Origin of the sequence: Enterobacter cloacae complex sp. 370H10, from assembly GCF_050031535.1 — a bacterium.
GTDB lineage: Bacteria > Pseudomonadota > Gammaproteobacteria > Enterobacterales > Enterobacteriaceae > Enterobacter > Enterobacter intestinihominis.
Genome location: NZ_JBLGWG010000001.1, coordinates 4,718,792 through 4,736,907, shown reverse-complemented (window position 1 = coordinate 4,736,907; position 18,116 = coordinate 4,718,792). Strand labels below are relative to the sequence as shown.

Here is an 18,116-nt window from a genome sequence, read left to right as displayed (position 1 = left end):
GGATAGCAATGGAATTAGTATTGAAAGACGCGCAGAGCGCGCTGACTGTTTCCGAAACTACCTTCGGTCGTGATTTCAACGAAGCGCTGGTTCACCAGGTTGTTGTTGCTTATGCAGCTGGTGCTCGTCAGGGTACTCGTGCTCAGAAGACTCGTGCTGAAGTAACTGGTTCAGGCAAAAAGCCATGGCGCCAGAAAGGTACCGGCCGTGCGCGTTCAGGTTCTATCAAGAGCCCGATCTGGCGTTCAGGTGGCGTGACCTTCGCTGCGCGTCCACAGGACCACAGTCAAAAAGTTAACAAAAAGATGTACCGCGGCGCGCTGAAAAGCATCCTGTCCGAACTGGTACGTCAGGATCGTCTGATCGTTGTCGAGAAGTTCTCTGTTGAAGCGCCTAAAACTAAGCTGCTGGCACAGAAACTGAAAGACATGGCTCTGGAAGATGTGCTGATCATCACCGGTGAGCTGGACGAGAACCTGTTCCTGGCCGCGCGTAACCTGCACAAGGTTGACGTACGCGACGCGACTGGTATCGACCCGGTTAGCCTGATCGCCTTCGACAAAGTCGTAATGACTGCTGATGCTGTTAAGCAAGTTGAGGAGATGCTGGCATGATTCGTGAAGAACGTCTGCTGAAGGTGCTGCGCGCACCGCACGTTTCTGAAAAAGCGTCTACTGCGATGGAAAAAACAAACACCATCGTTCTCAAAGTTGCTAAAGACGCGACCAAAGCAGAGATCAAAGCTGCTGTGCAGAAACTGTTTGAAGTCGAAGTCGAAGTCGTTAACACCCTGGTAGTTAAAGGGAAAGTTAAACGTCACGGACAGCGTATCGGTCGTCGTAGCGACTGGAAAAAAGCTTACGTCACCCTGAAAGAAGGCCAGAACCTGGACTTCGTTGGCGGCGCTGAGTAAGTCGGAGGAGTAATACAATGGCAGTTGTTAAATGTAAACCGACATCTCCGGGTCGTCGCCACGTAGTTAAAGTGGTTAACCCTGAGCTGCACAAGGGCAAACCTTTTGCTCCGTTGCTGGAAAAAAACAGCAAATCCGGTGGTCGTAACAACAATGGCCGTATCACCACTCGTCACATCGGTGGTGGCCACAAGCAGGCTTATCGTATTGTTGACTTCAAACGCAACAAAGACGGTATCCCAGCAGTTGTTGAGCGTCTTGAGTACGATCCGAACCGTTCCGCGAACATCGCGCTGGTTCTGTACAAAGATGGCGAACGCCGTTACATCCTGGCCCCTAAAGGCCTGAAAGCTGGCGACCAGATTCAGTCTGGCGTTGATGCTGCAATCAAAGCAGGCAACACCCTGCCGATGCGCAATATCCCGGTTGGTTCTACCGTTCATAACGTAGAAATGAAACCAGGTAAAGGCGGTCAGCTGGCGCGTTCCGCGGGTACTTACGTTCAGATCGTTGCGCGTGACGGTGCTTATGTCACCCTGCGTCTGCGTTCTGGTGAAATGCGTAAAGTCGAAGCAGACTGCCGCGCTACTCTGGGCGAAGTTGGCAATGCTGAGCATATGCTGCGCGTTCTGGGTAAAGCTGGTGCTGCACGCTGGCGTGGTGTTCGTCCTACCGTTCGCGGTACTGCGATGAACCCAGTCGATCACCCACATGGTGGTGGTGAAGGTCGTAACTTTGGTAAGCACCCGGTAACTCCGTGGGGCGTTCAGACCAAAGGTAAGAAGACCCGCAGCAACAAGCGTACTGATAAATTTATCGTACGTCGCCGTAGCAAATAATTTTAGAGGATAAGCCATGCCACGTTCTCTCAAGAAAGGTCCTTTTATTGACCTGCACTTGCTGAAGAAGGTAGAGAAAGCGGTGGAAAGCGGAGACAAGAAGCCCCTGCGCACTTGGTCCCGTCGTTCAACGATCTTTCCTAACATGATCGGTTTGACCATCGCTGTCCATAATGGTCGTCAGCACGTTCCAGTCTTTGTTACCGACGAAATGGTTGGTCACAAACTGGGTGAATTCGCACCGACTCGTACTTATCGCGGCCACGCTGCTGATAAAAAAGCGAAGAAGAAATAAGGTAGGAGGAAGAGATGGAAACTTTAGCTCAACATCGCCATGCTCGTTCTTCTGCACAGAAGGTTCGCCTTGTTGCTGACCTGATTCGCGGTAAGAAAGTGTCGCAGGCCCTGGACATCCTGACCTATACCAACAAGAAAGCTGCGGTATTGGTCAAGAAAGTACTGGAATCTGCCATTGCTAACGCTGAACACAACGATGGCGCTGACATCGACGATCTGAAAGTCGCGAAAATTTTCGTAGATGAAGGCCCAAGCATGAAGCGCATTATGCCGCGTGCGAAAGGTCGTGCAGATCGCATCCTGAAGCGCACCAGCCACATTACTGTGGTTGTGTCCGATCGCTGAGACTCTGGAGACTAGCAATGGGTCAGAAAGTACATCCTAATGGTATTCGCCTGGGTATTGTAAAACCATGGAACTCTACCTGGTTTGCGAACACCAAAGAATTCGCTGACAACCTGGACAGCGATTTTAAAGTACGTCAGTACCTGACTAAGGAACTGGCTAAAGCGTCTGTATCTCGTATCGTTATCGAGCGTCCGGCTAAGAGCATCCGTGTGACTATTCACACTGCTCGCCCTGGCATCGTTATCGGTAAGAAAGGCGAAGACGTAGAAAAACTGCGCAAGGTCGTAGCGGATATCGCTGGCGTTCCTGCACAGATCAATATCGCTGAAGTTCGTAAGCCTGAACTGGACGCTAAATTGGTTGCTGACAGCATCACTTCTCAGCTGGAACGTCGTGTTATGTTCCGTCGTGCTATGAAGCGTGCTGTACAGAACGCAATGCGTCTGGGCGCTAAGGGTATCAAAGTTGAAGTTAGCGGCCGTCTGGGCGGCGCGGAAATCGCACGTACCGAATGGTACCGCGAAGGTCGCGTACCGCTGCACACTCTGCGTGCTGACATCGACTACAACACCTCTGAAGCGCACACCACTTACGGTGTAATCGGCGTTAAGGTATGGATCTTCAAAGGTGAGATCCTGGGTGGTATGGCTGCTGTTGAACAACCGGAAAAACCGGCTGCTCAACCTAAAAAGCAGCAGCGTAAAGGCCGTAAATAAGGAGCGTCGCTGATGTTACAACCAAAGCGTACAAAATTCCGTAAAGTGCACAAAGGCCGCAACCGTGGTCTGGCGCAGGGTACGGATGTTAGCTTCGGCACTTTCGGTCTGAAAGCTGTTGGCCGTGGTCGTCTGACTGCACGTCAGATCGAAGCAGCACGTCGTGCAATGACCCGTGCAGTTAAGCGTCAAGGTAAGATCTGGATCCGTGTATTCCCGGACAAACCGATCACCGAGAAGCCACTGGAAGTTCGTATGGGTAAAGGTAAAGGTAACGTGGAGTACTGGGTTGCCTTGATCCAACCGGGCAAAGTCCTTTATGAAATGGACGGTGTTCCGGAAGAGCTGGCCCGTGAAGCCTTCGGCCTGGCAGCAGCGAAACTGCCTATCAAAACCACCTTTGTAACTAAGACGGTGATGTAATGAAAGCAAAAGAGCTGCGTGAAAAAAGCGTTGAAGAGCTGAACGCTGAGCTGCTGAACCTGCTGCGTGAGCAGTTCAACCTGCGTATGCAGGCTGCAAGTGGCCAGCTGCAACAGACTCACCTGCTGAAGCAAGTGCGTCGCAATGTTGCGCGCGTTAAGACTTTACTGACTCAGAAGGCGGGTGCGTAATGACCGATAAAATCCGTACTCTGCAAGGTCGTGTTGTTAGCGATAAAATGGAGAAATCCATTGTTGTAGCTATCGAACGTTTTGTGAAACACCCGATCTACGGTAAATTCATCAAGCGTACGACCAAACTGCACGTACATGACGAGAACAACGAATGTGGTATCGGCGACAAGGTTGAAATCCGTGAATGCCGTCCACTGTCCAAGACTAAGTCCTGGACGCTGGTTCGCGTTGTAGAGAAAGCGGTTCTGTAATAGAGTACGCATTCTCAATACGAATAAACGGCTCAGCAATGAGCCGTTTATTTTTTCTACCCATATTGCAGAAGCGGTGTTATAATGCCGCGCCCTCGATATGGGGCTTTTTAACGGCTCTGATTTTAGAGTCTCAGGTAGTAGTTGACATTAGCGGAGCACTAAAATGATCCAAGAACAGACTATGCTGAACGTCGCCGACAACTCCGGTGCACGTCGCGTAATGTGTATCAAGGTTCTGGGTGGCTCGCACCGTCGCTACGCAGGCGTAGGCGACATCATCAAGATCACCATCAAGGAAGCAATTCCACGTGGTAAGGTCAAAAAAGGTGATGTGCTGAAGGCGGTAGTGGTGCGCACCAAGAAGGGTGTTCGTCGCCCTGACGGTTCTGTCATTCGCTTCGATGGTAATGCATGCGTTATTTTAAACAATAACAGCGAGCAGCCTATCGGCACGCGTATCTTTGGGCCGGTAACTCGTGAACTTCGTACTGAGAAGTTCATGAAAATTATCTCTCTGGCACCAGAAGTACTCTAAGGAGCGAATCATGGCAGCGAAAATCCGTCGTGATGACGAAGTTATCGTGTTAACCGGTAAAGATAAAGGTAAACGCGGTAAAGTAAAAAATGTTCTGTCTTCCGGCAAACTCGTCGTTGAAGGTATCAACCTGGTTAAGAAACATCAGAAGCCGGTTCCGGCCCTGAACCAACCAAGCGGCATCGTTGAAAAAGAAGCTGCTATTCAGGTTTCTAACGTTGCAATCTTCAATGCGGCTACCGGTAAGGCTGACCGTGTAGGCTTTAGATTCGAAGACGGCAAAAAAGTCCGTTTCTTCAAGTCTAACAGCGAAACTATCAAGTAATTTGGAGTAGTACGATGGCGAAACTGCATGATTACTACAAAGACGAAGTAGTTAACAAACTCATGACTGAGTTTAGCTACAATTCTGTCATGCAAGTCCCTCGGGTCGAGAAGATCACCCTGAACATGGGTGTTGGTGAAGCGATCGCTGACAAGAAACTGCTGGATAACGCAGCAGCTGACCTGACAGCAATCTCCGGTCAAAAACCGCTGATCACCAAAGCACGCAAATCTGTTGCAGGCTTCAAAATCCGTCAGGGCTATCCGATCGGCTGTAAAGTAACTCTGCGTGGCGAACGCATGTGGGAGTTCCTTGAGCGCCTGATCACTATTGCTGTTCCACGTATCCGTGACTTCCGTGGCTTGTCCGCTAAGTCTTTCGACGGTCGTGGTAACTACAGCATGGGTGTCCGTGAGCAGATCATCTTCCCAGAAATCGACTACGATAAAGTCGACCGCGTGCGTGGTTTGGATATTACCATTACCACTACTGCGAAATCTGATGAAGAAGGCCGTGCTCTGCTGGCTGCCTTTGACTTCCCGTTCCGCAAGTAAGGTAGGGTTACTGAATGGCTAAGCAATCAATGAAAGCACGCGAAGTAAAGCGCGTAGCTTTAGCTGATAAATTCTTCGCTAAACGCGCTGAACTGAAAGCGATCATTTCTGATGTGAACGCTTCCGACGAAGATCGTTGGAATGCGGTTCTCAAGCTGCAGTCTCTGCCGCGTGATTCCAGCCCGTCTCGTCAGCGTAACCGCTGTCGTCAAACAGGTCGTCCACATGGTTATGTGGGCAAGTTTGGGTTGAGCCGTATCAAACTGCGTGAAGCCGCCATGCGCGGTGAAGTACCAGGCTTGAAAAAGGCTAGCTGGTAATTACCAATTGAATCACGGGAGTAAAGACAGATGAGCATGCAAGATCCGATCGCGGATATGCTGACCCGTATCCGTAACGGTCAGGCCGCGAACAAAGTTGCGGTCACCATGCCTTCCGCCAAGCTGAAAGTGGCAATTGCCAACGTGCTGAAGGAAGAAGGTTTTATCGAAGATTTTAAAGTTGAAGGCGACACCAAGCCGGAACTGGAACTTACTCTCAAGTATTTCCAGGGTAAAGCTGTTGTAGAAAGCATTCAGCGTGTCAGCCGCCCAGGCCTGCGCATCTATAAGAAAAAAGATGAGCTGCCAAAAGTAATGGCTGGTCTTGGTATCGCAGTTGTTTCTACCTCTAAAGGTGTTATGACTGATCGTGCAGCGCGCCAGGCTGGTCTTGGTGGCGAAATTATCTGCTACGTAGCCTAATCGGAGGAAAGAATGTCTCGTGTTGCTAAAGCACCGGTCGTTATTCCTGCCGGCGTTGATGTCAAAATCGACGGTCAGGTTATTACGATCAAAGGTAAAAACGGCGAGCTGACTCGTACCCTCAACAAAGCTGTTGAAGTTAAACATGCAGATAACGCTCTGACCTTCGGTCCACGTGATGGTTTCGTGGATGGATGGGCTCAGGCTGGTACCGCGCGTGCCCTGCTGAACTCAATGGTTGTTGGTGTTACCGAAGGCTTCACTAAAAAGCTTCAGCTGGTTGGTGTAGGTTATCGTGCAGCTATCAAAGGGAATGCAGTAGGCCTGTCTCTGGGCTTCTCACACCCTGTTGAGCATCCGCTGCCGGCCGGAATCACTGCAGAATGCCCGACTCAGACTGAAATCGTGCTGAAAGGCGCTGATAAACAGCTGATCGGTCAGGTTGCAGCAGATCTGCGCGCCTACCGTCGTCCTGAGCCTTATAAAGGCAAGGGTGTTCGTTACGCCGACGAAGTCGTGCGTACCAAAGAGGCTAAGAAGAAGTAAGGTAACACTATGGATAAGAAATCTGCTCGTATCCGTCGTGCGACCCGCGCACGCCGCAAGCTCAAAGAGCTGGGTGCAACTCGCCTGGTGGTACATCGTACCCCGCGTCATATTTACGCACAGGTAATTGCACCGAACGGTTCTGAAGTTCTGGTAGCTGCTTCTACTGTAGAAAAAGCTATCTCAGAACAATTGAAGTATACCGGTAACAAAGACGCCGCTGCAGCTGTAGGTAAAGCTGTTGCAGAACGCGCTCTGGAAAAAGGCATCAGCAATGTTTCCTTTGACCGTTCCGGGTTCCAATATCATGGTCGTGTCCAGGCACTGGCAGATGCTGCCCGTGAAGCTGGCCTTCAGTTCTAAGGTAGAGGTGTAAGATGGCTCACATCGAAAAACAGGCTGGCGAACTGCAGGAAAAGCTGATCGCGGTAAACCGCGTATCTAAAACCGTTAAAGGTGGTCGTATTTTCTCCTTCACAGCTCTGACTGTAGTGGGTGATGGTAACGGTCGCGTTGGTTTTGGTTACGGTAAAGCGCGTGAAGTTCCAGCAGCGATCCAGAAAGCGATGGAAAAAGCCCGTCGCAATATGATTAACGTCGCGCTGAACAACGGTACCCTGCAACACCCAGTTAAAGGTGTTCACACGGGTTCTCGTGTATTCATGCAGCCAGCTTCCGAAGGTACCGGTATCATCGCCGGTGGTGCAATGCGCGCCGTTCTGGAAGTTGCTGGAGTTCATAACGTTCTGGCTAAAGCATATGGTTCCACCAACCCGATCAACGTGGTTCGTGCAACTATTGATGGCCTGGAAAATATGAATTCTCCAGAAATGGTCGCTGCCAAGCGTGGTAAATCCGTTGAAGAAATTCTGGGGTAATTGACCATGGCAAAGACTATTAAAATCACTCAAACCCGCAGTGCAATCGGTCGTCTGCCGAAACACAAGGCAACGCTGCTTGGCCTGGGTCTGCGTCGTATTGGTCATACCGTTGAGCGCGAGGATACTCCTGCTGTTCGTGGTATGGTCAACGCGGTTTACTTCATGGTTAAAGTTGAGGAGTAAGAGATGCGTTTAAATACTCTGTCTCCGGCCGAAGGCTCTAAAAAGGCGGGTAAACGCCTGGGTCGTGGTATCGGTTCTGGCCTCGGCAAAACCGGTGGTCGTGGTCACAAAGGTCAGAACTCTCGTTCTGGCGGTGGCGTACGTCGCGGTTTCGAGGGTGGCCAGATGCCACTGTACCGTCGTCTGCCGAAGTTCGGCTTCACCTCTCGCAAAGCAGCGATTACAGCGGAAATCCGTCTGTCTGACCTGGCGAAAGTTGAAGGCGGCGTTGTAGACCTGAATACGCTGAAAGCGGCTAACATTATCGGCATCCAGATCGAGTTCGCGAAAGTGATCCTGTCTGGTGAAGTTTCTACTCCGGTAACTGTTCGTGGCCTGCGTGTTACTAAAGGTGCTCGTGCTGCTATCGAAGCTGCTGGCGGTAAAATTGAGGAATAAGTAGCAGATGGCTAAGCAACCGGGATTAGATTTTCAAAGTGCCAAAGGTGGATTTGGCGAGCTGAAACGCAGACTGCTGTTTGTAATCGGCGCGCTGATTGTGTTCCGTATTGGCTCTTTTATTCCGATCCCTGGTATTGATGCCGCTGTACTTGCCAAACTGCTTGAGCAACAGCGAGGCACCATCATTGAAATGTTCAACATGTTCTCTGGTGGTGCTCTCAGCCGTGCTTCTATTTTCGCACTGGGTATTATGCCGTACATTTCGGCATCGATTATTATCCAACTGCTGACGGTCGTTCATCCGGCCCTGGCAGAGTTGAAGAAAGAAGGGGAGTCTGGACGTCGTAAGATTAGCCAGTACACCCGTTACGGCACTCTGGTGCTGGCAATATTCCAGTCGATCGGTATTGCTACCGGTCTTCCGAATATGCCTGGTATGCAGGGCCTGGTATTAAACCCAGGCTTTGCATTCTATTTCACCGCTGTTGTAAGTCTGGTCACAGGGACCATGTTCCTGATGTGGCTCGGCGAACAGATTACTGAACGAGGTATCGGTAACGGTATCTCAATCATTATCTTCGCCGGTATCGTTGCGGGTCTCCCGCCGGCCATCGCCCATACTATCGAGCAAGCGCGTCAAGGCGACCTGCACTTCCTCCTGTTGCTGTTGGTTGCAGTATTAGTATTTGCAGTGACGTTCTTTGTTGTCTTCGTTGAACGTGGTCAACGCCGCATTGTGGTGAACTACGCTAAACGTCAGCAGGGTCGTCGTGTCTATGCTGCACAGAGCACACATTTACCGCTGAAAGTGAATATGGCGGGGGTTATCCCGGCTATCTTCGCTTCCAGTATTATTCTGTTCCCGGCAACCATCGCATCATGGTTCGGGGGCGGTACTGGTTGGAACTGGCTGACAACAATTTCGCTGTATTTGCAGCCTGGGCAACCACTTTATGTGTTACTCTATGCGTCTGCGATCATCTTCTTCTGTTTCTTCTACACGGCGTTGGTCTTCAACCCGCGTGAAACAGCAGATAACCTGAAGAAGTCCGGTGCATTTGTACCAGGAATTCGTCCGGGAGAGCAAACGGCGAAGTATATCGATAAAGTAATGACTCGCCTGACTTTGGTTGGTGCGCTTTATATTACTTTTATCTGCCTGATCCCGGAGTTCATGCGTGATGCAATGAAAGTACCGTTCTACTTCGGTGGGACCTCACTGCTTATCGTTGTTGTCGTGATTATGGACTTTATGGCTCAAGTGCAAACTCTGATGATGTCCAGTCAGTATGAGTCTGCATTGAAGAAGGCGAACCTGAAAGGCTACGGCCGCTAAATGGTCGTCTGAGAAGTTACGGAGAGTAAAAATGAAAGTTCGTGCTTCCGTCAAGAAATTATGCCGTAACTGCAAAATCGTTAAGCGTGATGGTGTCATCCGTGTGATTTGCAGTGCCGAGCCGAAGCATAAACAGCGCCAAGGCTGATTATTTCGCATATTTTTCTTGCAAAGTTGGGTTGAGCTGGCTAGATTAGCCAGCCAATCTTTTGTATGTCTGTACGTTTCCATTTGAGTATCCTGAAAACGGGCTTTTCAGCATGGTGCGTACATATTAAATAGTAGGAGTGCATAGTGGCCCGTATAGCAGGCATTAACATTCCTGATCAGAAACATGCTGTGATCGCATTAACTTCGATCTACGGCGTCGGCAAGACCCGTTCCAAAGCCATTCTGGCTGCAGCGGGTATCGCTGAAGATGTTAAGATCAGTGAGCTGTCTGAAGAACAAATCGACACGCTGCGTGACGAAGTTGCCAAATTTGTCGTTGAAGGTGATCTGCGCCGTGAAATCAGCATGAGCATCAAGCGCCTGATGGATCTTGGTTGCTATCGCGGTTTGCGTCATCGTCGTGGTCTGCCAGTGCGCGGTCAGCGTACTAAGACCAACGCACGTACCCGTAAGGGTCCGCGCAAACCGATCAAGAAATAATCGGGGTGATTGAATAATGGCAAAGGCACCAGTTCGTGCACGTAAACGTGTAAGAAAACAAGTCTCTGACGGCGTGGCTCATATCCATGCTTCTTTCAACAACACCATCGTTACTATTACTGATCGTCAGGGTAACGCATTGGGTTGGGCAACAGCCGGTGGTTCCGGTTTCCGTGGTTCTCGCAAATCCACTCCGTTCGCAGCTCAGGTTGCAGCAGAGCGTTGCGCTGAAGCCGTAAAAGAATACGGCATCAAGAATCTGGAAGTTATGGTTAAAGGTCCGGGTCCGGGTCGTGAATCTACTGTTCGCGCTCTGAACGCCGCTGGTTTCCGCATCACGAATATTACTGATGTGACTCCGATCCCTCATAACGGTTGTCGTCCGCCGAAAAAACGTCGCGTATAACGCTCGTTTTTTAGGTTAGTTGGAGATAGAAAATGGCAAGATATTTGGGTCCTAAGCTCAAGCTGAGCCGTCGTGAGGGCACCGACTTATTCCTTAAGTCTGGCGTTCGCGCGATCGATACCAAGTGTAAAATTGAACAAGCTCCTGGCCAGCACGGTGCGCGTAAACCGCGTCTGTCTGACTATGGTGTGCAGTTGCGTGAAAAGCAAAAAGTTCGCCGTATCTACGGTGTGCTGGAGCGTCAGTTCCGTAACTACTATAAAGAAGCAGCACGTCTGAAAGGCAACACAGGTGAAAACCTGCTGGCTCTGCTGGAAGGTCGTCTGGACAACGTTGTATACCGTATGGGCTTCGGCGCGACTCGTGCTGAATCACGCCAGTTGGTTAGCCATAAAGCAATCATGGTAAACGGTCGTGTTGTTAACATCGCTTCTTATCAGGTTAAAGCGAATGACGTTGTTAGCATTCGTGAGAAAGCGAAAAAGCAATCTCGCGTGAAAGCCGCTCTGGAGCTGGCTGAGCAGCGTGAAAAGCCAACCTGGCTGGAAGTTGATGCTGGCAAGATGGAAGGTACGTTCAAGCGTCAGCCTGAGCGTTCTGATCTGTCTGCGGACATTAACGAACACCTGATCGTCGAGCTTTACTCCAAGTAAAGCTTAGTACCAAAGAGAGGACACAATGCAGGGTTCTGTGACAGAGTTTCTAAAACCGCGCCTGGTAGATATCGAGCAAGTGAGTTCGACGCACGCCAAGGTGACCCTTGAGCCTTTAGAGCGTGGCTTTGGCCATACTCTGGGTAACGCACTGCGCCGTATTCTGCTCTCATCGATGCCGGGTTGCGCGGTGACCGAGGTTGAGATTGATGGTGTACTTCATGAGTACAGCACCAAAGAAGGCGTTCAGGAAGATATCCTTGAAATCCTGCTCAACCTGAAAGGGCTGGCGGTGAGAGTTCAGGGTAAAGATGAAGTTATTCTTACTCTGAATAAATCTGGCATTGGCCCTGTGACTGCAGCCGACATCACCCACGACGGTGATGTTGAAATCGTCAAGCCGCAGCACGTGATCTGCCACCTGACCGATGAGAACGCAGCTATTAGCATGCGTATCAAAGTTCAGCGCGGTCGTGGTTATGTGCCGGCTTCTGCCCGAATTCATTCGGAAGAAGATGAGCGCCCAATCGGCCGTCTGCTGGTCGACGCATGCTACAGCCCTGTAGAGCGTATTGCCTACAATGTTGAAGCAGCGCGTGTAGAACAGCGTACCGACCTGGACAAGCTGGTCATCGAAATGGAAACCAATGGCACAATCGATCCTGAAGAGGCGATTCGTCGTGCGGCAACCATCCTGGCAGAACAACTGGAAGCTTTCGTTGACTTACGTGATGTACGTCAGCCGGAAGTGAAAGAAGAGAAACCAGAATTCGATCCGATCCTGCTGCGCCCTGTTGACGATCTGGAATTGACTGTCCGCTCTGCTAACTGCCTCAAGGCAGAAGCTATCCACTATATCGGTGATCTGGTACAGCGTACCGAGGTTGAGTTGCTGAAAACGCCGAACCTGGGTAAAAAATCTCTTACCGAGATTAAAGACGTGCTGGCTTCACGTGGTCTGTCTCTGGGCATGCGCCTGGAAAACTGGCCACCGGCAAGCATTGCTGACGAGTAACCGGATCACAGGTTAAGGTTTTACTGAGAAGGATAAGGTCATGCGCCATCGTAAGAGTGGTCGTCAACTGAACCGCAACAGCAGCCATCGCCAGGCTATGTTCCGCAACATGGCAGGTTCACTGGTTCGTCATGAAATCATCAAGACGACCCTGCCTAAAGCGAAAGAGCTGCGTCGCGTAGTTGAGCCGCTGATTACTCTTGCCAAGACTGACAGCGTTGCTAATCGTCGTCTGGCATTCGCCCGTACTCGTGATAACGAGATCGTGGCAAAACTGTTTAACGAACTGGGCCCGCGTTTCGCGAGCCGTGCCGGTGGTTACACTCGCATTCTGAAGTGTGGCTTCCGTGCAGGCGACAACGCGCCGATGGCATACATCGAGCTGGTTGATCGTTCAGAGAAAGCAGAAGCTGCTGCAGAGTAATCTGTAGTAACGTAAAAAAACCCGCCTCGGCGGGTTTTTTTATATCCGCAGAATCTCCACTTATCTACAATGTCTGTATCTTTTCTGCTCATCCCCTGGAGTTCATTATGTGGTTGCTCGATCAGTGGGCTGAACGCCATATTAGCGATGCCCAAAACAAAGGCGAGTTTGAAAATCTCCCCGGTAGCGGTGAGCCACTGGTGCTGGACGATGATTCACACATTCCCCCTGAATTACGAGCCGGTTATCGCTTACTGAAAAACGCAGGTTGTTTACCCCCTGAACTTCAGCAACGCAATGAAGCCGTCGAGCTTGCCGATCTGCTTAAAGGCATTCATAAGAATGACCCGCGGTACTCCGAAATCAGCCGTCGATTAGCGCTCATCGAAATAAAACTGCGCCAGACGGGAATGAATACTGACTTTTTGCATGGTGAGTACAGTGAAAGGTTAATGCAAAAAATAAACGAGGAGTAGCCATGTACCGCATAGGTGAACTTGCGAAGCTTGCTAACGTAACGCCGGATACTATCCGCTACTACGAAAAGCAGCAGATGATCGATCATGAGGTCAGAACAGAAGGTGGATTTCGCCTTTATACGGATAACGACCTGCAACGCCTTCGTTTTATCCGCTATGCCCGGCAACTCGGCTTCACGCTGGAGTCGATCCGTGAACTGCTGTCGATCCGTATCGATCCTGAACATCATACGTGTCAGGAATCTAAAAGCATCGTTCAGGCCCGGCTGGATGAAGTTGAAGGACGAATTCAGGAGCTGCAGGCCATGCAACGATCTCTACAAAGGCTGAATGACGCGTGCTGCGGTACTGCTCACAGCAGTGTTTATTGCTCAATACTGGAAGCCCTTGAACAGGGCGCCAGTAGTGAAACTCAGGGTTGTTGATTTTTTATCAGCCACGGACTAGACTCCCGCCGACATTAACTATGCTCAGGAGAAATGATGAGCCGCTATCAGCATACTAAGGGACAAATTAAGGATAACACCATTGAGGCATTGCTTCACGACCCGCTTTTTAGACAGCGTGTTGAGAAGAACAAGAAGGGAAAAGGGAGTTATTTGCGTAAAGGTAAACATGCACAACGTGGTAACTGGGATGCCAGTGGCAAGCAAGCTAATCGCTTTTTTACCACTGGCCTTTCTGTTTCTCTCGCCTGATTAAACGCGGTTATTCTGCTCTTTTAACAGATCGCGAATTTCAGTCAGTAAGACTTCTTCTTTAGTTGGTGCTGGCGGGGCAGCAGCCGGTTCTTCTTTTTTACGGTTAAGTCTGTTGATAAGTTTGATCGCCATGAAAATGGCAAATGCCACGATCACGAAATCAAATACGTTCTGAATGAATACGCCGTAGTGCATTACAACCGCAGGGATATCGCCCTGAGCTTCCCGAAGGGTGAAGGCGAATTGTTTGAAATCAATGCCTCCAATCAACAGTCCTAACGGCGGCATAATAATGTCGGCGACTAATGATGAAACGATCTTACCGAACGCCGCACCAATAATGACACCCACAGCCAAATCCACCACATTCCCGCGCATCGCAAATTCGCGAAATTCTTTAATAAAACTCATTATGTTCTCCTTGTGCCAGCTGACGCCTATAAGTTTAACAAATGATTAGCTAATTGCCATTGGGGATAAATAATCGTTATGAAAAATAAAAGGCATGAAAATTAGAAGGTTAATATTTGGGTGCCCTCGTCTGAGCACCCAAATCATTACAGGAAGAACGGGCTTGGCTGGAATAAACGCTCGACGTCGGTAATAAATTTTTTATCGGTCAGGAACATAATAACGTGGTCACCCTGCTCAATACGTAAATTATCATTGGCGATCATCACATCATTACCTCGCACTACGGCGCCGATAATGGTGCCTGGTGGAAGTTTAATTTCATCGATTGCGCGACCAACAACGCGTGACGTCGTTTCATCCCCGTGAGCGACGGCTTCAATGGCTTCAGCAACACCACGACGAAGAGATGACACGCCGACAATATCCGCTTTACGCACATGGCTTAGCAGGGCAGAGATGGTGGCTTGCTGGGGTGAAATAGCAATATCAATTACGCTACCCTGTACCAGATCGACATAAGCCTTACGCTGGATAAGCACCATAACTTTTTTCGCCCCCATACGTTTAGCGAGCATGGCGGACATAATATTCGCTTCGTCGTCGTTGGTGACGGCAATAAAAAGATCAACCTGATCGATATGCTCTTCGGCCAGCAATTCCTGATCCGAAGCATCGCCATAAAACACGATGGTATTCTGAAGTTTTTCAGCCAGCTCTGACGCGCGTTGTTGATCCCGTTCGATCAGCTTCACGCTGTAGTCTTTTTCCAGCCGTCTCGCCAGACCTGCGCCAATATTACCGCCGCCAACCAGCATAATACGTTTATACGGTTTTTCGAGACGCTGTAGTTCACTCATCACCGCACGGATATGCTGAGAAGCCGCAATAAAGAAGACTTCATCCCCGGCTTCTACAATGGTGGAACCTTGCGGACGAATAGGTCTGTCGTGACGGAAAATCGCCGCAACACGCGTATCGATATGTGGCATATGCTCGCGCATTGTCGACAGGGCATTACCAATCAGCGGGCCCCCGTAATAAGCCTTCACGACCGCCAGGCTTACTTTCCCTTCAGCAAAGTTCACAACCTGCAACGCGCCCGGGTACTCAATCAGACGATAAATACTGTCGATAACCAGCTGTTCAGGCGCAATAAGATGGTCGATAGGTACTGCTTCTGAATTAAACAGCTTTTCCGCATCCCGGACATAGTCCGGGGAGCGAATGCGGGCGATGCGGTTTGGGGTGTTGAAAAGCGAGTAGGCCACCTGACATGCAACCATGTTGGTTTCATCAGAACTGGTTACTGCAACCAGCATGTCGGCATCGTCCGCGCCCGCTTCCCGAAGCACACGTGGATGAGAGCCGTGCCCCTGAACAACGCGGAGGTCGAACTTGTCCTGCAAAACGCGCAGGCGATCGCCATTGGTATCCACAATGGTGATATCGTTGTTTTCACCCACGAGATTTTCCGCCAGCGTTCCGCCAACTTGCCCTGCGCCCAGAATGATAATTTTCATCTTTCGTGACCTGTTCTCAACATCACTCTTTGATTAGCTTAGCGTAAAAGAAGCCATCACCCTCTTCTGCGCCCGGCAGGTTTTGCAGACCCGGGTGCTCAGGCGTTCCCGTATCGTGCAGCGTAGCGTCCGGGGTGCGTTTCAGGAAAGCCGCAATTTGCTGACTGTTCTCTTCCGGGAGAACAGAGCAGGTTGCATACACCAGGGTTCCGCCGGGTTTGAGATGCGGCCAGATGGCATCCAGAATTTCGGATTGCAACTGGGCAAGCTCCTTGATATCACGATTGCGACGCAGCCATTTGATATCGGGATGACGACGAATCACGCCGGTTGCTGAGCAGGGGGCGTCCAGCAAAATGCGATCGAACCGGGTATCACCACACCAGTCAGCGGGTTTGCGTCCATCGCCTTGCTTAACCTGTGCTTTCATACCCAGACGCTTAAGGTTGTCATAGACGCGTGAAAGGCGCTGCTCATCAACATCCACGGCCATCACGCCGGCCTGCGGCGCCACTTCCAGGATGTGCGTTGTTTTCCCCCCTGGCGCCGCACAGAGATCGAGGATCTGCTCCCCGTCTTTCGGCTCAAGCCAGGTCATGCAGCCCTGAGCAGATGCGTCCTGTACCGTTACCCAGCCCTCTTCAAAACCGGGTAATGCATGTACCGGTGCAGGGGAGGCTAAACGAACCGCATCAGGATAAGCAGCGTGTGTGAAGCCGCTCATTCCGGCCTCTTCCAGCAGGGCCAGCCATGCGTCGCGTGTATGATGGTTACGATTGACGCGTAACCACATCGGCGGACGTTGATTATTGGCATCCACAATGTCTTGCCATTGCTGTGGGTAGGCTTTTTTAAGGCGATTCAGCAGCCATTCAGGGTGAAGGAAGCGCGCTTCGCTTTGCGCAAATTCTGCCAACAGTTCGTCCTGCTGACGCTGGAACTGACGCAGCACGCCGTTGATCAATCCTTTTAGCTGAGGACGTTTAATCGCAACGGCACCCTCCACTGTCTCGGCCAGCGCAGCATGAGGTGGAATGCGGGTATGAAGAAGCTGGTAGAAACCGACCATGATCAAATAATGCACGGTACGCTGCTTGCCGCTCATCGGGCGTGACATCAGCTTGTTAATCAACCACTCAAGCTGAGAGAGGGTGCGCAGCACGCCAAAGCACAGCTCCTGAAGCAGGGCTTTGTCTTTATCGGAAACCTTTTGTTGCAGTGGAGGCAGGACATTACTCAGTGACTGGCCCTGCTCGATAACCTGCTCAACGGCCTGAGCCGCCATAGTGCGTAGATTTTGTCTATTCATAACCGTAAAAATAAAAATGCCCGGAAACACCGGGCCTTAAGAATAAATTTGTTCAGGCAAGGCGATTGCCAGGGATGAACCATTCACGACGAGAATTTAATAGATCCTGCGCGCTCATTGCCTTTTTACCGGCCGGTTGCAGCGATTCAAGATTCAGTATCCCTTCTCCGGTCGCAACCTGGATACCGTTTTTGCTGGCGTCGATAATCGTACCGGGCTCTGCCGATGCATTGCCGTTAATAACTGAAGCTTTCCAGACTTTCACTGGCTGCTCATCAATCATCAACCAGCTCATCGGCCATGGATTAAAGGCGCGGATGCAGCGTTCGAGTTGAGCTGCTGACAGGGACCAGTCGATCCGGGCTTCTTCTTTACTCAGTTTCTCAGCATAGGTCACCTGTGCCTCATCCTGCACTTCAGGTGTCGCTGTATTGTCAGCAAGCTGTTGCAGCGTCTCAATCAGCCCCTGCGGGCCGAGATCCGCCAGCTTGTCATACAGCGTGGCGCTGGTATCTTCTGCGGTGATGGGACACGCCAGTTTATACAGCATGTCGCCCGTGTCTAAACCTACGTCCATCTTCATGATTGTCACGCCAGTTTCAGCATCGCCTGCCCACAGAGCACGCTGAATAGGAGCTGCACCACGCCAGCGTGGGAGCAAAGAACCATGAACGTTCACACAGCCCAGGCGGGGCATATCGAGTACCGCTTTCGGCAGAATGAGGCCGTAAGCCACAACTACCATCACGTCCGCGTTCAGGTCTGCCACTAACTTCTGGTTTTCCTCAGGTCGTAATGACGCAGGCTGGAAAACCGGTAAACCATGTGTTTCTGCCAGTACCTTAACCGGGCCAGGCATCAGTTTTTTACCGCGGCCAGCCGGACGGTCCGGCTGAGTAAATACGCCAACAATCTGATGGCCAGACGTTAACAGCGCGTCGAGATGACGCGCTGCAAAATCAGGGGTACCCGCGAAGATTATACGTAGTGATGTAGACACGTTATTCCTTGTATCC

General features: G+C 50.7%; 33 protein-coding genes. 29 read left to right on the top strand and 4 right to left on the bottom strand.

Translation table 11 applies throughout. From position 1 onward, the window contains the following. Positions 1-8 precede the first annotated feature (8 nt). From rplD to ACQG2Q_RS23300, 29 genes are all read left to right on the top strand, one after another. The gene (rplD, locus tag ACQG2Q_RS23440; protein ID WP_000424395.1) at positions 9-614 is read left to right on the top strand and encodes a 50S ribosomal protein L4; all 606 of its coding nucleotides are present in this window, start codon (positions 9-11) and stop codon (positions 612-614) included. Beyond that, positions 611-913, top strand: coding sequence for a 50S ribosomal protein L23 (rplW, locus tag ACQG2Q_RS23435; protein WP_000617546.1), 303 nt, complete (start codon positions 611-613; stop codon positions 911-913). The genes rplD and rplW overlap by 4 nt, the downstream gene beginning before the upstream one ends. 17 nt (positions 914-930) lie before the next feature. After that, positions 931-1,752, top strand: coding sequence for a 50S ribosomal protein L2 (rplB, locus tag ACQG2Q_RS23430; RefSeq protein WP_000301859.1), 822 nt, complete (start codon positions 931-933; stop codon positions 1,750-1,752). Between the two features lie 16 nt (positions 1,753-1,768). Next, positions 1,769-2,047: a 30S ribosomal protein S19 gene (rpsS, locus tag ACQG2Q_RS23425; RefSeq protein ID WP_001138117.1), complete on the top strand. Its 279-nt coding sequence runs from the start codon at positions 1,769-1,771 to the stop codon at positions 2,045-2,047. A 14-nt stretch (positions 2,048-2,061) separates the two neighbouring features. Continuing rightward, positions 2,062-2,394, top strand: a complete 333-nt coding sequence (rplV, locus tag ACQG2Q_RS23420) for a 50S ribosomal protein L22 (RefSeq protein WP_002919773.1) — start codon at positions 2,062-2,064, stop codon at positions 2,392-2,394. A 17-nt stretch (positions 2,395-2,411) separates the two neighbouring features. Further along, on the top strand, positions 2,412-3,113 hold the full coding sequence (rpsC, locus tag ACQG2Q_RS23415; protein WP_000529945.1) for a 30S ribosomal protein S3: 702 nt from the start codon (positions 2,412-2,414) through the stop codon (positions 3,111-3,113). 12 nt (positions 3,114-3,125) lie between these two features. Then, entirely contained in the window at positions 3,126-3,536 is a 411-nt protein-coding gene (gene rplP / locus ACQG2Q_RS23410; protein ID WP_002919759.1) for a 50S ribosomal protein L16, read from the top strand. Next, on the top strand, positions 3,536-3,727 hold the full coding sequence (gene rpmC / locus ACQG2Q_RS23405) for a 50S ribosomal protein L29 (RefSeq protein WP_003863282.1): 192 nt from the start codon (positions 3,536-3,538) through the stop codon (positions 3,725-3,727). Before rplP ends, rpmC begins: the two co-directional genes overlap by 1 nt. Then, positions 3,727-3,981, top strand: a complete 255-nt coding sequence (rpsQ, locus tag ACQG2Q_RS23400; RefSeq protein WP_002438707.1) for a 30S ribosomal protein S17 — start codon at positions 3,727-3,729, stop codon at positions 3,979-3,981. The genes rpmC and rpsQ overlap by 1 nt, the downstream gene beginning before the upstream one ends. Before the next feature lie 166 nt (positions 3,982-4,147). Then, positions 4,148-4,519 (top strand): 50S ribosomal protein L14, encoded by a 372-nt coding sequence (gene rplN / locus ACQG2Q_RS23395; RefSeq protein ID WP_002919748.1) that lies wholly within the window; start codon positions 4,148-4,150, stop codon positions 4,517-4,519. Positions 4,520-4,529: 10 nt separating this feature from the next. Then, on the top strand, positions 4,530-4,844 hold the full coding sequence (rplX, locus tag ACQG2Q_RS23390; protein WP_263701729.1) for a 50S ribosomal protein L24: 315 nt from the start codon (positions 4,530-4,532) through the stop codon (positions 4,842-4,844). Positions 4,845-4,858: 14 nt separating this feature from the next. Beyond that, complete coding sequence (gene rplE / locus ACQG2Q_RS23385) at positions 4,859-5,398, top strand: 50S ribosomal protein L5 (RefSeq protein ID WP_022649589.1); 540 nt, start codon at positions 4,859-4,861, stop codon at positions 5,396-5,398. A 14-nt stretch (positions 5,399-5,412) separates the two neighbouring features. Further along, complete coding sequence (gene rpsN, locus ACQG2Q_RS23380) at positions 5,413-5,718, top strand: 30S ribosomal protein S14 (protein WP_003863291.1); 306 nt, start codon at positions 5,413-5,415, stop codon at positions 5,716-5,718. A 30-nt stretch (positions 5,719-5,748) separates the two neighbouring features. Beyond that, a complete protein-coding gene (gene rpsH / locus ACQG2Q_RS23375; protein WP_006178918.1) occupies positions 5,749-6,141 on the top strand; it encodes a 30S ribosomal protein S8 in 393 nt (130 codons plus the stop codon). Between the two features lie 12 nt (positions 6,142-6,153). Continuing rightward, positions 6,154-6,687 carry a 50S ribosomal protein L6 gene (rplF, locus tag ACQG2Q_RS23370; protein ID WP_003863296.1) on the top strand — a complete coding sequence of 178 codons (534 nt, stop codon included), beginning with the start codon at positions 6,154-6,156 and terminating at the stop codon, positions 6,685-6,687. 9 nt (positions 6,688-6,696) lie between these two features. Beyond that, a complete protein-coding gene (gene rplR, locus ACQG2Q_RS23365) occupies positions 6,697-7,050 on the top strand; it encodes a 50S ribosomal protein L18 (protein ID WP_003863297.1) in 354 nt (117 codons plus the stop codon). A gap of 14 nt (positions 7,051-7,064) precedes the next feature. Further along, positions 7,065-7,565: a 30S ribosomal protein S5 gene (gene rpsE / locus ACQG2Q_RS23360; RefSeq protein WP_003863299.1), complete on the top strand. Its 501-nt coding sequence runs from the start codon at positions 7,065-7,067 to the stop codon at positions 7,563-7,565. 6 nt (positions 7,566-7,571) lie between these two features. Further along, positions 7,572-7,751, top strand: a complete 180-nt coding sequence (rpmD, locus tag ACQG2Q_RS23355) for a 50S ribosomal protein L30 (protein WP_003863301.1) — start codon at positions 7,572-7,574, stop codon at positions 7,749-7,751. Positions 7,752-7,754: 3 nt separating this feature from the next. Then, on the top strand, positions 7,755-8,189 hold the full coding sequence (gene rplO, locus ACQG2Q_RS23350) for a 50S ribosomal protein L15 (RefSeq protein WP_014885468.1): 435 nt from the start codon (positions 7,755-7,757) through the stop codon (positions 8,187-8,189). A gap of 7 nt (positions 8,190-8,196) precedes the next feature. Next, positions 8,197-9,528 carry a preprotein translocase subunit SecY gene (gene secY, locus ACQG2Q_RS23345; RefSeq protein ID WP_003863305.1) on the top strand — a complete coding sequence of 444 codons (1,332 nt, stop codon included), beginning with the start codon at positions 8,197-8,199 and terminating at the stop codon, positions 9,526-9,528. A 31-nt stretch (positions 9,529-9,559) separates the two neighbouring features. Further along, the gene (rpmJ, locus tag ACQG2Q_RS23340; protein WP_000868187.1) at positions 9,560-9,676 is read left to right on the top strand and encodes a 50S ribosomal protein L36; all 117 of its coding nucleotides are present in this window, start codon (positions 9,560-9,562) and stop codon (positions 9,674-9,676) included. 146 nt (positions 9,677-9,822) lie between these two features. Beyond that, positions 9,823-10,179 carry a 30S ribosomal protein S13 gene (gene rpsM, locus ACQG2Q_RS23335; RefSeq protein WP_003863308.1) on the top strand — a complete coding sequence of 119 codons (357 nt, stop codon included), beginning with the start codon at positions 9,823-9,825 and terminating at the stop codon, positions 10,177-10,179. A gap of 16 nt (positions 10,180-10,195) precedes the next feature. Further along, positions 10,196-10,585, top strand: coding sequence for a 30S ribosomal protein S11 (rpsK, locus tag ACQG2Q_RS23330; RefSeq protein ID WP_003863312.1), 390 nt, complete (start codon positions 10,196-10,198; stop codon positions 10,583-10,585). A 32-nt stretch (positions 10,586-10,617) separates the two neighbouring features. Next, on the top strand, positions 10,618-11,238 hold the full coding sequence (gene rpsD / locus ACQG2Q_RS23325; protein ID WP_003863314.1) for a 30S ribosomal protein S4: 621 nt from the start codon (positions 10,618-10,620) through the stop codon (positions 11,236-11,238). Positions 11,239-11,263: 25 nt separating this feature from the next. Next, on the top strand, positions 11,264-12,253 hold the full coding sequence (locus ACQG2Q_RS23320; protein WP_002919219.1) for a DNA-directed RNA polymerase subunit alpha: 990 nt from the start codon (positions 11,264-11,266) through the stop codon (positions 12,251-12,253). A 40-nt stretch (positions 12,254-12,293) separates the two neighbouring features. Beyond that, the gene (gene rplQ, locus ACQG2Q_RS23315) at positions 12,294-12,677 is read left to right on the top strand and encodes a 50S ribosomal protein L17 (RefSeq protein ID WP_001216368.1); all 384 of its coding nucleotides are present in this window, start codon (positions 12,294-12,296) and stop codon (positions 12,675-12,677) included. A 107-nt stretch (positions 12,678-12,784) separates the two neighbouring features. After that, the gene (locus tag ACQG2Q_RS23310) at positions 12,785-13,153 is read left to right on the top strand and encodes a DUF1992 domain-containing protein (RefSeq protein ID WP_022649586.1); all 369 of its coding nucleotides are present in this window, start codon (positions 12,785-12,787) and stop codon (positions 13,151-13,153) included. A gap of 2 nt (positions 13,154-13,155) precedes the next feature. Further along, positions 13,156-13,581: a Zn(2+)-responsive transcriptional regulator gene (zntR, locus tag ACQG2Q_RS23305; RefSeq protein ID WP_003863328.1), complete on the top strand. Its 426-nt coding sequence runs from the start codon at positions 13,156-13,158 to the stop codon at positions 13,579-13,581. A 57-nt stretch (positions 13,582-13,638) separates the two neighbouring features. Then, positions 13,639-13,854 carry an alternative ribosome-rescue factor A gene (locus tag ACQG2Q_RS23300; RefSeq protein WP_426759270.1) on the top strand — a complete coding sequence of 72 codons (216 nt, stop codon included), beginning with the start codon at positions 13,639-13,641 and terminating at the stop codon, positions 13,852-13,854. Here ACQG2Q_RS23300 and mscL read toward each other — a convergent pair whose 3' ends face one another. From mscL to fmt, 4 genes are all read right to left on the bottom strand, one after another. Beyond that, complete coding sequence (gene mscL / locus ACQG2Q_RS23295) at positions 13,855-14,268, bottom strand: large-conductance mechanosensitive channel protein MscL (protein ID WP_003863335.1); 414 nt, start codon at positions 14,266-14,268, stop codon at positions 13,855-13,857. 146 nt (positions 14,269-14,414) lie between these two features. Beyond that, positions 14,415-15,791: a Trk system potassium transporter TrkA gene (gene trkA, locus ACQG2Q_RS23290; RefSeq protein WP_003863337.1), complete on the bottom strand. Its 1,377-nt coding sequence runs from the start codon at positions 15,789-15,791 to the stop codon at positions 14,415-14,417. A gap of 22 nt (positions 15,792-15,813) precedes the next feature. Next, entirely contained in the window at positions 15,814-17,100 is a 1,287-nt protein-coding gene (gene rsmB, locus ACQG2Q_RS23285) for a 16S rRNA (cytosine(967)-C(5))-methyltransferase RsmB (RefSeq protein ID WP_096217033.1), read from the bottom strand. 52 nt (positions 17,101-17,152) lie between these two features. Next, positions 17,153-18,100: a methionyl-tRNA formyltransferase gene (fmt, locus tag ACQG2Q_RS23280; RefSeq protein ID WP_023298756.1), complete on the bottom strand. Its 948-nt coding sequence runs from the start codon at positions 18,098-18,100 to the stop codon at positions 17,153-17,155. Positions 18,101-18,116 lie beyond the last annotated feature (16 nt).